The 13,846-nt window shown below is 66.1% G+C and carries 9 protein-coding genes; 6 read left to right on the forward strand and 3 right to left on the reverse strand.

Features of this window, described 5'->3' with window-relative positions; all coding sequences use genetic code 11:
- Positions 1-92 precede the first annotated feature (92 nt).
- Genes U5822_RS05155 through U5822_RS05165 form a run of 3 tightly spaced genes read left to right on the forward strand, consistent with a single transcriptional unit; the run spans position 93 to position 3,405 of the window.
- The gene (locus U5822_RS05155) at positions 93-1,481 is read left to right on the forward strand and encodes a CmpA/NrtA family ABC transporter substrate-binding protein (protein WP_322854558.1); all 1,389 of its coding nucleotides are present in this window, start codon (positions 93-95) and stop codon (positions 1,479-1,481) included.
- A gap of 26 nt (positions 1,482-1,507) precedes the next feature.
- Positions 1,508-2,503 (forward strand): ABC transporter permease, encoded by a 996-nt coding sequence (locus U5822_RS05160; protein ID WP_322854559.1) that lies wholly within the window; start codon positions 1,508-1,510, stop codon positions 2,501-2,503.
- A gap of 35 nt (positions 2,504-2,538) precedes the next feature.
- A complete protein-coding gene (locus U5822_RS05165) occupies positions 2,539-3,405 on the forward strand; it encodes an ABC transporter ATP-binding protein (protein ID WP_322854560.1) in 867 nt (288 codons plus the stop codon).
- 13 nt (positions 3,406-3,418) lie between these two features.
- Here U5822_RS05165 and U5822_RS05170 read toward each other — a convergent pair whose 3' ends face one another.
- Entirely contained in the window at positions 3,419-4,717 is a 1,299-nt protein-coding gene (locus U5822_RS05170; protein ID WP_322854561.1) for a nitrate- and nitrite sensing domain-containing protein, read from the reverse strand.
- A 342-nt stretch (positions 4,718-5,059) separates the two neighbouring features.
- Here U5822_RS05170 and U5822_RS05175 point away from each other — a divergent pair, with 342 nt between their 5' ends.
- The 3 genes from U5822_RS05175 (at position 5,060) to nirD (ending at position 9,361) form a co-directional block, all read left to right on the forward strand.
- Positions 5,060-6,292: an NAD(P)/FAD-dependent oxidoreductase gene (locus U5822_RS05175; RefSeq protein WP_322854562.1), complete on the forward strand. Its 1,233-nt coding sequence runs from the start codon at positions 5,060-5,062 to the stop codon at positions 6,290-6,292.
- Positions 6,293-6,320: 28 nt separating this feature from the next.
- Positions 6,321-8,828 (forward strand): nitrite reductase large subunit NirB, encoded by a 2,508-nt coding sequence (nirB, locus tag U5822_RS05180; RefSeq protein WP_322854563.1) that lies wholly within the window; start codon positions 6,321-6,323, stop codon positions 8,826-8,828.
- 164 nt (positions 8,829-8,992) lie between these two features.
- On the forward strand, positions 8,993-9,361 hold the full coding sequence (gene nirD, locus U5822_RS05185; RefSeq protein WP_322854564.1) for a nitrite reductase small subunit NirD: 369 nt from the start codon (positions 8,993-8,995) through the stop codon (positions 9,359-9,361).
- Between the two features lie 148 nt (positions 9,362-9,509).
- Here the strand turns inward: nirD and U5822_RS05190 are convergent, their stop codons facing one another.
- A complete protein-coding gene (locus U5822_RS05190) occupies positions 9,510-12,683 on the reverse strand; it encodes an efflux RND transporter permease subunit (RefSeq protein ID WP_322854565.1) in 3,174 nt (1,057 codons plus the stop codon).
- Positions 12,683-13,669, reverse strand: a complete 987-nt coding sequence (locus U5822_RS05195) for an efflux RND transporter periplasmic adaptor subunit (RefSeq protein WP_322854566.1) — start codon at positions 13,667-13,669, stop codon at positions 12,683-12,685. Before U5822_RS05195 ends, U5822_RS05190 begins: the two co-directional genes overlap by 1 nt.
- Positions 13,670-13,846 lie beyond the last annotated feature (177 nt).

Consider the following 13,846-nt stretch of genomic DNA (forward strand, 5'->3'; position numbering starts at 1 on the left):
ATCAGAGCTCCAGCAGGCATCGGCGCCTGCCTTCCGGGACACGGAGGGCAGGCGCTTTTTTTTGCCCGGAAGCACATTGCGAGGTAAGCACCATGACGACATCCCTGACCACCGTCTCCGGGTCACTCCGGCACCTGGCCGGCCTGGCCGCCGCGGTTTCCCTGATCGCCAGCGCACCCCTGGCCCAGGCCGCCATCGGCGAGCCGGAAAAGCCGGACCTGAAGCTGGGCTTCATCAAACTGACCGACATGGCGCCGCTGGCCGTTGCCTGGGAGCAGGGCTTCTTTATGGACGAAGGTCTGTTTGTCGAGCTGGAAGCCCAGGCCAACTGGAAGGTCCTGCTCGACCGGGTCATCACCGGTGAACTGGACGGCGCCCACATGCTGGCCGGTCAGCCCCTGGGCGCGACCATCGGCTACGGTACCCAGGCCGACATCATCACCGCCTTCAGCATGGACCTGAACGGCAACGGCATCACCGTCTCCAACCAGGTCTGGGAGACCATGAGCCAGCACATCCCCCAGGAAGACGGCAAGCCCGTGCACCCGATCAGTGCCAGTGCCCTGAAACCGGTGGTGGAAGCCTCCCGCGCCGAGGGCGAACGGTTCCGCATGGGCATGGTGTTCCCGGTGTCCACCCACAACTACGAGCTGCGCTACTGGCTGGCCGCCGGTGGCCTGAACCCGGGCTTCTACGCGCCCCAGCGTGGCGACACCAGCGGCACTCTTGAAGCGGACGTGCACCTCTCCGTGACGCCCCCGCCGCAGATGCCGGCCACCATGGAAGCCGGCACCATCCAGGGCTATTGCGTGGGTGAGCCGTGGAACCAGCAGGCGGTGTTCAAGGGCATCGGTGTGCCGGTGATCACCGACTACGAGATCTGGCCCAACAACCCGGAGAAAGTGTTCGGCGTAACCCAATCCTGGGCCGAGGAAAACCCCAACACCCACCTGCACCTGCTGCGGGCCCTGATTCGCGCCGCCCACTGGCTGGATGAGAACAACAACGCCAACCGCGCCGAAGCGGTGGAGATCCTGGCCCGGCCCAGCTACGTCGGCGCCGACGCCGAAGTCATCGCCAACTCCATGACCGGCACCTTCGAGTACGAGAAGGGCGACGTTCGCGAGGTACCGGACTTCAACGTGTTCTTCCGTCACCACGCCACCTATCCGTACCCGTCCGACGCCATCTGGTACCTGTCGCAGATGCGCCGTTGGGGCCAGATCCCGGATGCCAAACCGGACGACTGGTACATGGAAACGGCAGCCCGGGTCTACCGCGGTGACATCTACGCCCAGGCGGCCCAGTCCCTGATCGACGACGGCCTGATGCAGGCCGAGGACTTTCCCGACTTCAGTCAGGACAACTTTGCCCGGCCGTACCAGGGCGAGCTGATCGACGGCGTCGCCTTCACGCCGCGCCAGCCCAACGCCTACATCGACAGCTTTGAGATCGGCCTGAAAGGCGACGACACCCCGTAACCGGTCGCCGTACCGAGGAGAACGACATGACTAGCCTCACCACCACCAACTCCGGCTCCGAGTCGCCCCGCTGGCTGAACGCCCTGGCGGAGCGGTTCAGCGCCGCTGAACTGGCCCGGCAGGGCAAGCAACTGCTGCTGCCCATGCTCGGCATCCTGCTGTTCCTGGGCTTCTGGCACCTGGCCGCGCCCCAGGTCAACACCTCCCTGGGCAGTTTCCCCGGCCCGGTCCAGGTCTGGGAACAGGGCGGCCAGCTCTGGCAGGAGCATACCGCTCAGAGAGAAAGAGCGGACAAGTTCATCACCATGCAGGAGGAGCGCAACGACCGCATCCTGGCCAAGAACCCGGACGCCGAGGTGAAGATTCGCCCGTACTCGGGCGCGCCCACCTTCCTGGACCAGATTGGCACCAGCCTGGTTACCGTGCTGGCCGGCTTCCTGCTGGCCACGGCCATCGCCGTGCCCCTGGGCATCGTGTTCGGCCTCAACCGGCACTTCCAGGCCGCGGTCAATCCGCTGATCCAGATCTTCAAGCCGGTGTCGCCCCTGGCCTGGCTGCCGCTGGTGACCATGGTGGTGTCCGCCACCTACGTCAGCGACGATCCGATGTTCGAGAAGTCGTTCCTGACCTCGATGATCACCGTCACCCTGTGCAGCCTCTGGCCCACCCTGATCAACACCAGCGTCGGCGTGGCCGCGGTCAACCCGGACCTGCTGAACGTGTCCCGGGTGCTGCAGCTGTCGTTCTGGACCCACGTGCGCAAGGTGGTGCTGCCGTCGTCGGTGCCGATGATCTTTACCGGCCTGCGGGTGTCCCTGGGCATCGCCTGGATGGTACTGATCGCCGCCGAGATGCTGGCCCAGAGCCCGGGCCTGGGCAAGTTCGTCTGGGACGAGTTCCAGAACGGCAGCAGTCAGTCCCTCAGCCGCATCATGGTCGCGGTCCTGGCCATCGGCTTTATCGGCTTCCTGCTGGATCGGCTGATGCTGCTGATCCAGAAAAAAGTCGCCTGGAACGAATAATGGAAAGTGCACGCAAGCGTGCCAAGGAGAGTCCCATGACTAGATCCCATCTCGAACTGACCGGCGTGGAAATGGCCTTTGATACCCCCAAAGGTGCGTTCGTCGCCCTCGATAATGTCAACCTGAAGATCAAGAAGGGCGAGTTCGTCTCGCTGATCGGCCACTCCGGCTGTGGCAAGTCCACGGTGCTGAACATCGTCGCCGGCCTGCTGCAGGCCACCAAGGGCGGCTGCGTACTGGACGGCCACGAGGTGAATTCGCCCGGACCGGAGCGGGCCGTGGTGTTCCAGCACCACGCCCTGATGCCCTGGCTGACCGTGTACGAGAACGTGGAACTGGCGGTGCAGCAGGTGTTCCGCAAGACCATGTCGAAAACCGAACGCCGGGACTGGATCCACCACAATCTGGAACTGGTGAACATGGCGCACGCCGCCAGCAAGCGCCCCGGGGAGATCTCCGGCGGCATGGCCCAGCGGGTGGGCATTGCCCGGGCGCTGGCCATGAAACCAAGCGTGCTGCTGATGGATGAGCCGTTCGGCGCCCTGGACGCCCTGACCCGGGCCCACCTGCAGGACTCGCTGATGGACATTCAGCAGGAGCTGAACAACACGGTGATCATGATCACCCACGACGTGGACGAGGCGGTGCTGCTGTCCGACCGCATCATCATGATGACCAATGGCCCGGCCGCGACCGTGGGCGAGGATCTGCGCATCGAACTGCCACGGCCCCGGAACCGGGTGACCCTGGCGGACGACCCGGCCTACGTGCACTACCGGCAGGAGGTTCTGAAATTCCTGTACGAGAAGCAGCGCAAGCTGGAGAACATTGCGCCGCGCCGGACCGCCCGCCAGGCCGAGTCCGACACCGACGCCGAACCCGCGAAGGCGGCCCGGGCCTGAGCGGGCCCGGCCGTCACTTCAGCACATCGGCCATGGACACCAGGGCCCGGGCGACCTCGGTCAGCTTCTTGCCCTGGTCCATGGCCAGTTTCCTCAGTACCCGGTGGGCCTCGTCGTTGCTGATCTTGCGATGATCCATCAGCAGTAGGACCGCCTTCTCCTGGGTTTTCCGATCTTCCAGCGCCTCCTTGGCACTCTGCAATTCGTCCGTCATCTGCTGCAGGCGACGGGTCTGTTCCTGCACCAGGTCAAAGATCGACCGGCCAAACTGCTGGCCGACGCCGGCGCTGTCCCAGCTCTCCCCCGCCCGGGCGTCCTCGCCGGAATCGCACAGCACCAGCATCGGTTGCGCCGGCGGCTCCTGGCGGTCCAGGGTGGCAATCAGGGTTTCCTGGTGCGCCAGGGAATTGCGGGCCTCGGCAAACCGTTCCACACAGCGGGTGTGGAAGCTGCCTTCGACCGCGTCTTCCACCTTCTTCAGTTCGTCCATGCGCTCGGACATCAGGGCAAACCAGCGGTCCGCCAGCTCCGGATCCAGGGTCTTGTAGCGCCCCACCGAACAACCGTGCTGGCGCAGGCGTTCGATTTCCGCCTCCCGGTCGTGGGCGCGCAGGCTGTGCCAGAGTTTGCGGCTGTCCTCGTCGGCAAAACTGACAAACACCTCAAAGCACCGTTCCTGTGCCTCAACAAGGTGCATCATGCGCTTTGACAGTGCGCTGTCGAAGGCACCGCTGGAGAATCCGGCCGAGCCCACGGCCCGTTCCTGGCCGCAGAATTCCTTGCCGTTCATCAGGTGCACCATGGCCACCAGCAGGCCGGCGATGGACGGATCCACGGCGGTGTCGGCGGCCTCGAAGACCACGGTGATAAAGGCATGGATCAGGCTGCTGTACGCTTCGGTCGCCTCCGCCACGGACAGGGCCTGGGCATCGACACGGGCACGCAGGGCCGGCAGTTGCTCCAGGCCGTGCAGGGCACTGGCGATGTGGTTGAGCAGGTGACTGCTGACCGGATGGGCGGTCAGGGCCTCGTGCACTTCCGCCAGCGCCTGCTCGAACTCCGAGACCAGGCGGTCCGATTCCCCGACCATGGCCCCGCGCTCGTCTGCGTATTTCTGGCCGCCGGACCCCAGGTACAGGTTCGAGGCGCCGCGCTCGCGTTGCAGGCCATGCACCAGGTTGCTGATGCTCTGGACCACCTTGCCCATCTGCAGAAAGTACTGCAGGTTCATCAACTCGCACTGGCGCGAGGCGATCAGGTAGTCCGCTGCGGTGGGCGCGGCAGGCGTGTGTTGTTGGCGTTTGGTGTTCATAAAACCACTCCCGGCGTCTGGCCGTTCTCTCTCAGTCACCAAAACTTGAGCAATTACCAGGCCAGCCGAGGCCTCAAAGTCGTGCAATCCGCCCCAGCACGGGGCAAAAAGCCCGGGGCAAACCCGACGACGCCGGGCCGGAAATCTGCATCCCACTGATTTATAAGCACTAGTAAAACTGGCACGAAGATCGCTAAGTCCTTAGCAAGGATGAATGTCCCGGCCAAGGATTCGGCCGGACCATCAGATCATTGTTGTTGGCATTGGCGCCGGACCATCGACTCCCCTTGGGACCAGATGCTCCGGCTTTTTTTGTTGCGTAGAAAAGGTGGGAGTGAGGCGATGGCCCAGAACAGCGAGCGCACCCTGGTGGTCTGTGGCCACGGCATGGTGGCCCAGCGGTTCCTGGAGGAGCTGGTGGACCAGGCCCGTGTGCCCTTCCAGCGGATCGTGGTGTTCAACGGCGAGGCCCGACCCGCCTACAACCGGATCCAGCTGTCGGCCCTGCTCAGTGGCGACGCCGAGGAAGACAGCCTGACCCTGAAGCCCGACGACTGGTTCGATCGCCACGGCATCACCGTGCACCACGGAGAGCCGGTGCAGGCCATCGACCGTCAGGACCGGACCGTGATCACCGCCACCGGCCGGCGCCAGCACTTCGATACCCTGGTGCTGGCCACCGGCTCCCGACCCGGGCGGCTGGGCATTCCCGGCGAGGATCTGGCCGGGGTGCGCTATTTCCGCGATCTGGACGACACCCACCATCTGATCGGCCAAAGCCAGAGCCGGCCCAGGGCGGTGGTGATCGGCGGCGGTTTTCTCGGCCTGGAAGCGGCGGTCGGCCTGCAGCGCCGGGGGGTGTCGGTGACCGTGCTGCACCGCAGCGGACACCTGCTGAATCGCCAGCTCGATACCGGCGCCGGCCAGCTGCTGGCCGAGGCCCTGACGGACAAGGGCCTCAACATCCTGACCGGTACCTCGCCGTTGCAACTGCTGGGCCGGGACGCGGTGCGGGCGGTCCAGCTCAGCGACCAGACCCTGATCAGCGCCGACCTGGTGGTGATTGCCACCGGCATTGTTCCCAACCGCGAACTGGCCGAGGCCGCCGGCCTCGACTGCGGCCGGGGCATCCGGGTCGATGCCCGGCTGCAAACCAGCGACCCGGACATCTACGCCCTGGGCGAATGCTGCGAACTCGACGACCAGACCTTCGGCCTGGTGGAACCCGGCTACCTGCAGGCGCAAATCCTGGCCCAGGTCCTGGCCACGCCGGCCCGGACCGCCGGTTTCCAACACCCGGTGCTGGCCACCCGACTCAAGATCAGCGACCTGCCGGTGTTTTCCTGCGGCCTGCCCGGACCGGCCAGCGGCACCGAATCGCTGATCTCCCGCGACCTGGAAACCGGCCGCTACAGCCACCTGCTGGTGCGCGACAACCGCCTGGTGGGCGCCATCCTGCTCGGCCACACCGGCGACGGCCCCTGGTACCAGCAACTGATTGCCGAGGGCACCGACATCACCCCGTTCCGGGCCCAACTGCCCTTTGGAAAACCATTTTGCGAGGCCGCGGCCTGAGCCGCGTCCCAGGAGAGAGGACGACACCATGAGCAAGAAAACCCTGATCGTGATTGGCAATGGCATGGTTGGCCATCACTTCCTCGAGCAGTTCGTCGCCACCGACGCCCGTGCCGAGTACCAGATCCTGGTGTTCGGCGAGGAGAAGCAGCTGGCCTACGACCGGGTGCACCTGTCCGAGTACTTCACCGGCTCCACCCACGCCGACCTGGCCATGGGCACCGCCGACTGGTACGCCGAACAGGGCATCGACCTGCACCTGCACGAGGCCGTCACCGGTCTGGACCGGGACCGCCAAACCGTGACCACCGACAAGGGCGAGTACGGCTACGACCAACTGGTGCTGGCCACCGGTTCCTTCCCGTTCGTGCCGCCGATTGAGGGCCGGGAGCACCCGCACTGCTTCGTCTACCGCACCCTGGACGACCTCGACGCCATTCGCGCCAGTGCCCAGGGCGGTAAATCCGGGGTCGTGGTCGGCGGTGGCCTGCTCGGCCTGGAAGCCGCCAACGCCCTGAAGAACCTGGGCCTGCAGGCGCACGTGGTGGAATTCGCCCCGCGCCTGATGCCGGTGCAGCTGGACAGCGACGGCGGCGCCCTGTTGCGCCATAAGATCGAGGAACTGGGTGTCCAGGTGCACACCGAGAAGGCCACCACCGCCATCGTCGCCGGCGAGGACGCGCGCCTGCGCATGAACTTCAGCGACGACAGCCACCTGGAGACCGACCTGATCGTGTTCTCCGCCGGCATCCGGCCCCAGGACGCCCTGGCCCGCAGCAGCGGCCTCGAGGTCGGCGAGCGCGGCGGCATCGTGGTCAACGACCAGTGCACCACCTCGGACCCGCACATCCACGCCATCGGCGAATGCGCCCTGTGGGACCAGCGCATCTTCGGCCTGGTGGCCCCGGGCTACACCATGGCCCGGACCCTGGCCGCGGTGCTGAACGGCGACCAGGACGCCGCCTTCGCCGGTGCCGACATGAGCACCAAGCTGAAACTGCTCGGCGTCGACGTCGGCTCCATCGGCGACGCCCACGGCCAGACCCCGGGCGCCCGCAACATCCGCTTCAACGACGAGCAGGCCGGCCATTACCGGCGCATGGTGGTCAGCGAGGACGGCAAGACCCTGCTCGGTGCCATCCTGGTGGGCGACAACAGCCATTACGACACCCTGCTGCAGTACGCCCTGAACGGCATCACCCTGCCCGCCAACCCGGAAACCCTGATCCTGCCGGAGAGCCAGGGCGGCGCCCCGGCCCTGGGTCCGGACGCGTTGCCGGAGACCGCCTCAATCTGCTCCTGCCACAACGTCACCAAGGGCGACATCTGCGGCGCCATCGACGCCGGCTGCAGCGACCTCGGCAGCGTCAAAGCCGAGACCAAGGCCAGCACCGGCTGCGGCGGCTGCACCGCGCTGCTGAAAACCGTGGTCGACAACGAGCTGGAGAAACGCGGCGTCGAGGTCAGCAAGGACCTGTGCGAGCACTTCCCGTACAGCCGCCAGGAGCTGTTCCACCTGGTCAAGGTCAACGGCATCCGCACCTTCGCCACCCTGATCAAGCAGCACGGCAAGGGTCACGGCTGCGACATCTGCAAACCGGCGGTGGGCTCGATCCTGGCCAGCTGCTGGAACGAGCACATCCTGGCCACCGACCACGTGCCGCTGCAGGACACCAACGACACCTTCATGGCCAACATGCAGAAGAACGGCACCTACTCCATCGTGCCGCGCATCCCCGGCGGCGAGATCACCCCGGACAAGCTGATCGTGCTCGGTGAGGTGGCCAAGCAGTACGACCTGTACACCAAGATCACCGGCGGCCAGCGGGTGGACCTGTTTGGCGCCACCCTGAGCGAACTGCCGGAGATCTGGGAAAAACTGATCGCCGCCGGCTTCGAAACCGGCCACGCCTACGGCAAGTCGCTGCGCACTGTGAAGTCCTGCGTCGGCAGCACCTGGTGCCGCTACGGCGTGCAGGACAGCGTGGGCATGGCGATCCTGCTGGAGAACCGCTACAAGGGCCTGCGTGCCCCGCACAAAGTGAAGATGGCGGTGTCCGGCTGCACCCGGGAGTGCGCCGAGGCCCAGAGCAAGGACTTTGGCGTGATCGCCACCGAGAACGGCTGGAACCTGTACGTGTGCGGCAACGGCGGCATGCGCCCACGTCACGCCGACCTGTTCGCCACCGACCTGTCCGACGAGGAACTGATCCGCACCATCGACCGGGTGATCATGCTCTATGTGCGCACCGCCGATCGGCTGCAGCGCACCAGTGTCTGGATGGAGAACTTGGAGGGCGGCCTGGACTACCTGAAGCAGGTGGTGCTGGAGGACAGCCTGGGCATCTGTGCCGAGCTGGAAGAACACATGGCCGGCATTGTCGATACCTACCAGTGCGAGTGGAAGACCGCGGTGGAGGATCCGGACAAGCGCAAGCGCTTCCGGGAGTTTGTGAATGCGCCGGAGAAGAAGGACCCGGTTCAGGAGTGGACGACTGAGCGGGATCAGCGGCGGCCGGTGTTGGAGTCCGCCTAGCCCAGGAGTTGGGTGTTGGAGCGCGGCGCCATGGGGGTACTTTTCCTCTGGGAAAAAGAACTCGCTGCGCTCGGACAGCTTTCTCCCGGCGGAAAAGCACCCCCATACCCCCTCGCTCACCGGGCTCCGGTGATGGAAAAACCAAAGATTGTAGGAGAGTGAAGATGAAAGCTCGGACTTGTTGGGAAGGCGTTTGTACGGTGGCCGATTTGGTGCCGGAATCCGGAGTTGCGGTCTGGACCGCCGCCGGCCCGGTGGCAGTGTTTTACCTGCCGCATCGGCTGCCGGCCCTGTTCGCCATCAGCCACACCGACCCGTTCAGTGGGGCCAACGTGTTGGCCCGGGGTATTACCGGCGACCTGAAGGGTGAACCGGTGGTGGCGTCGCCGCTGTACAAGCAGCACTTCAGCCTGGTTACCGGCCAGTGCCTGGAGGACGACACCGTGGCGGTAAAAACCTACCCAGTGCTGCTGGACGGCGAAACCATCCGCCTGGAAGTCCCGATCAGCCAATCAGAATCCGCCGTCGCTTAAAAGGCGACGCTCCCAGGGTCGAACAAGTCGATTTGGGGGTGGGGTTTTATTTTTCTGCCGAGAAAAGCTGCCCGAGCGCAGCGAGTTCTTTTCCCAAAGAAAAATAAAACCCCACCCCCGAAGCGGCGACCGCTCCGCACTATAACGCCTATCCCTGAACGGCCCCCCGGTTACCCCGCCACCGCTCCCGCAAACCCAACACCACAATGGTCAGCGCCGGCAGGAAGGTGACTGTGACGATGGCCGCGCCCACCAGTCCGAATAACACGATGGCCCCGACGCCGCGGTAGAGTTCAGTGCCCTCACCGGGCAGGAACACCAGCGGTGACAGGCCACAGAGGGTGGTCAGTGTGGTCATGGCGATGGGCCTCAGGCGCGTTCGGACGGCGTCGGTGACCGCTTCCACCACCGAGCCACCGCGATGGCGCAGGTTCTGGCGGGCCTGGTCGACCACCAGGATCGGGTTGTTGACCACCGTGCCCATCAGGATCAGGAAACCCAGCATGGTGATCATGTCGAACGGCTGGCGCAGGGGCTGCAGGCCCAGCAAAGGTAGCCAGCCGCCCACCAGATTCATCAGCGCCAGGCCGACGATGCCGCCGGCCACGCCCAGGGGAATGGCGGTCAGGATCAACAGCGGGAAACCCCAGTGCGCGAAGATGGCGACCAGCACCAGGTAGACGATGGCGATGGCGATCAGGAAATTGCCGCCCAGGGCCTCGCGGGTAGCGTTGAGCTGATCGCTGGCGCCGGAGATGTCGACGTTCACCTGCGCCGGCAGCGTGCCCTGCTCGCGCATTACCTGCAGCAATTCGGTGCGCACCCGCTCCACACCGGCTTCCAGGGGCACGTTACCCGGCGGAATAACGTTCAGGGTGACGGTGCGGCGGCCGTCGACCCGGCGCACGGTGCTGGTGTCCACGGTTTCTTCGATGCTGGCGACGCTGGCCAGGGGCAGGGTCGCGCCGCCGGGGGTGTGCACCATCACGTCGGGCAGGCGTGCCAGCGGTGAACCCCGGCCCTGCTGGCCATAGAGATAGATATCGATCTTGTCGTCATCGAGGAAAAAGTCGTCCACGTAGCTGCCTTCGGTCAGGGCTGCGACGGTGAAGCCGATGGCCTCGGTGTCCAGCTCCAGTTCCGCGGCCCGGTCCCAGTCCGGTCGCACCTGGATCAGCGGTTGCGCCAGCGTCAGGGTGGACGGCTGGCTCTGGATGCGCGGGTTGTCGAAGATGGTCTCGGCCCGGCGGTAGGCGGCGTTTGCGGCGCGGTAAACCTCGGCCAGGTCCGGTCCGGAGATGTCCAGGTTGATGCTGCGGGTGCCGCCGTCGTTGCTGGAGATGATCGAGCCCTTGGCGGCGAAGGCGCGCATGCCCGGGAACTGCTCGTAGACCCGGGTAATCTCGTCCATCAGCGCCTCGATGTGGGTAGGTTCCAGGGTCTCGGCGATGATCCGGATGCGCGTTGGGGTGACCTGCATGTTCAGGTAGGCCATCGGCGGCACCGGGGTATCGCCGGCGGCGTAGGCCTGGCCGTCGGCGTTCACGTGGGGCAGGAAATGGTCTTCCACCTGCTGGCCGATGGCGGCCATCTCCTCCAGGTTGTAACCGGGCGGCGCGCTCATGGCGGCGAAGGTCTTGGGCTCTTCGCCCTCGGGCAGGTACTCGGCCGGCGGCGTCAGCGTCAGGATCACCCAGGCGCTGACCAGCACCGTGACCGCAATCACCAGCGCACGCCGGACCGGGCCGGCCACCAGCCAGCGCACCGCCGCCATCGCACCCGTGGCCCAGCCGCCGCTCAGGGTGTTGCCGTAGGCGTCGGTGGCGACCTCGCCGCGGCCGAAATCCAGGCGCGCGCACAGGGTCGGGATCACGGTGATGGCCACCAGCATAGACGCCAGAATGGCGGCGGAGATGGCAATAGCGACGTCGGAGTAGAGCTGCCCGGCTTCCTCCTGGATGAACAGGATGGGCAGGAACACCAGGATAGTGGTGGCGGTGGAGGCCAGCACCGCCGGCCAGACCTCCTTTACGCCCCGCAGCGCCGACTCGAACCGGTCCAGGCCCAGGCGCCGGTGGCGTTCGATGTTTTCCAGCACCACGATGCTGTTGTCCACGGTCATGCCGATGGCGAAGGCGATGCCGGCCAGGGAAATCACGTTGATGGTGCGCCCGCTGAGCATCAAGCCGATGAAGGCGGCGATGGCGCACAGGGGGATGCCCGAGACCCCGGCCAGGGTGGCCCGGCCTGAGCGCAGGAACAGGTACATCACCAGGGTGGCGAACACTGCGCCGATGCCCAAATTGGTCCAGACGTTGGCGACCGAGGCCTCGACATAACGGGCATCGTCGGCGGTGAGCTCCAGCACCATGCCGGCTGGTTTCAGCACCTCCTCGTTGATGGCCGCCACCTCGTCCATCATCGCGTGCTTGATGTCGATCACGTTCGAGCCGCTTTCCCGGCGCACCTGCAGACCGATCACCCGCTGGCCGTTGATCAGTGCCAGCTCGCGGATGCGGGAGTGACCGGTCCTGACTTCGGCGACATCCCCCAGCCGCACTACACTGTCACCCTGGCGCTGCACCACCAGTTGTTCCAGAGCCTCCAGATCGTCAAAGCGGCCAACGGTGCGCAGCAGGTAGCGGCGCTTGCCGGCCTCGATCTCGCCACCGGAAATGTCCCGGTTGCGCTCGGTGATGGCGGCGCGCAACTCCACCAGGCTCAGGCCACGCTGGGCCAGGGCGGCTTCATTCACCAGGATCTGCATCTGCCGGTCGGCGCCGCCGCCGACTTCCACCTCGGACACCCCGGCCACGCTCTCCATGCGCGGGCGCACCCGGTCCTCGATGAAGTCGCGCATCAGCTCGATGTCCAGCTGCCGCGGGTTGCCGGCCAGGGTGGACACCCGCAGGTACATGAACGAGTTGGACGAGAACGAGGCGGCCACGATGCGCGGCTCATCCACGTTGCGCGGGTAGTCCGGCACCTGGCTCAGGGCGTTGTTGATCTGGATCAGGGTTTCAGTGATATCGATGCCGAACGGAAATTCCAGTTCGATCTCGGCGGTGCCGCTGTCGGCGGTGGCCATCATGCGGCTGAGATTGGGCACGTTGCGCAGGTAGCGCTCCTGCTCGATCAGGATCTCTTTCTCAATGTCCTGGGGCGTGGCCCCTGGCCAGTGGGTCTCGACCGTGACCGTGCGCACCTCCAGGTCCGGGATCATCTGCACCGGAATGCGCAGGGCCGCGGCCAGGCCCAGGATGGCGACGATCAGGGCAATCACCGCTACCAGGGTGCCCTGGCGAATGATGCCGGCGAACATCAGCGCGCCTCCCGCTCGGCCAGGCGCACGCTGATGCCTTCGGTGAGCGCTTCGTTGCCGCGCACCACCACCCGTTCACCGCCGTCCAGGCCCTCGGTGATCTGGACCCGACCGGCAAACGCCGCGCCCAGCCGGACCCGGCGCTCGCTCACCGTGAAGCCGCCCGCCTCATCCGGGCGGGCGAGCCACACGGTCACCCGGCCTTCCGGATAGCGGTTGATGGCATCCCGAGACACGGTCAGGCCGGTGTCGTCGGTGTTGACCCGCAGCAGCGCCTGCACCGCCATGCCCGGCCAGAACCGGGCCGACTCCGGCGGCTGCGCTCGCAGCAGAAAGGTGCGGGCCTGGGGGTCGGTGACCGGGACCCGGGCGGCGATGGCGGCTGGAACCGGTTCGCCATTGCCCAACACCAGCAGGTCGGCGTCCTCACCCAGGCGTTCGAGGTAGGTTTGCGGCACCTGGAAATCCAGGCGCAGGTTGCTGGTGTCCACCAGCCGTACCAGTTCATCACCCGGGGTCACCCATTCGCCCAGGTTGCCGGTGCGTGCTGTGATGACGCCGGCATAGGGGGCCCGCACGGTGTGGCGGCGCAACTGCACTTCCATCCGGTTACGCAGCGCCTCCAGCTGGGCCACGGCGGCCCTGGCCGAGGCCACCTCACTTTCCCGGCTGCGCACCTCGGTGGCGGCGATGTTGCGCCCGGCGCCCACGGACTGCGCCTCGGTCAGCCGGCGCTGGGCTTCCGCCAGCCGGGTCTGGGCCTGCCGGGCCTCGGCCGTGGCCGCCTCCAGTTCAAACGACGCCTGTTCGTCGTCCAGTTCCACCAGGACATCGCCAGCGCTGACCCGGTCGCCGGCATCCACCCGCAGGGTCTCCAGCAAGCCCGCCACCGCCGGCGAAATCCGGGACACCCGCAGGGGCGTGACCGTGCCATTCAGCGACACCTCCCGGACGATGGCCTGCTCGGTCACTGTCTCCAACTGCACCGCCGGCGCCTGCTGACCCGCGGCGGGCAACGCCAGAATTAACGCAAAAACCGCCCAGGCGCAGTGAACGGCGCCGAAGGCGGTTTGTCTTGGTCTTGCCGTTCCCAGCCCTGCCGCTATCAGTCGTGCCAACCCAGGTCCTCCCGACGGTTGCATTGCAAACTCCCGTATACCCCT

The sequence above is a fragment of the Marinobacter qingdaonensis genome (genome assembly GCF_034555935.1).
GTDB lineage: Bacteria > Pseudomonadota > Gammaproteobacteria > Pseudomonadales > Oleiphilaceae > Marinobacter > Marinobacter qingdaonensis.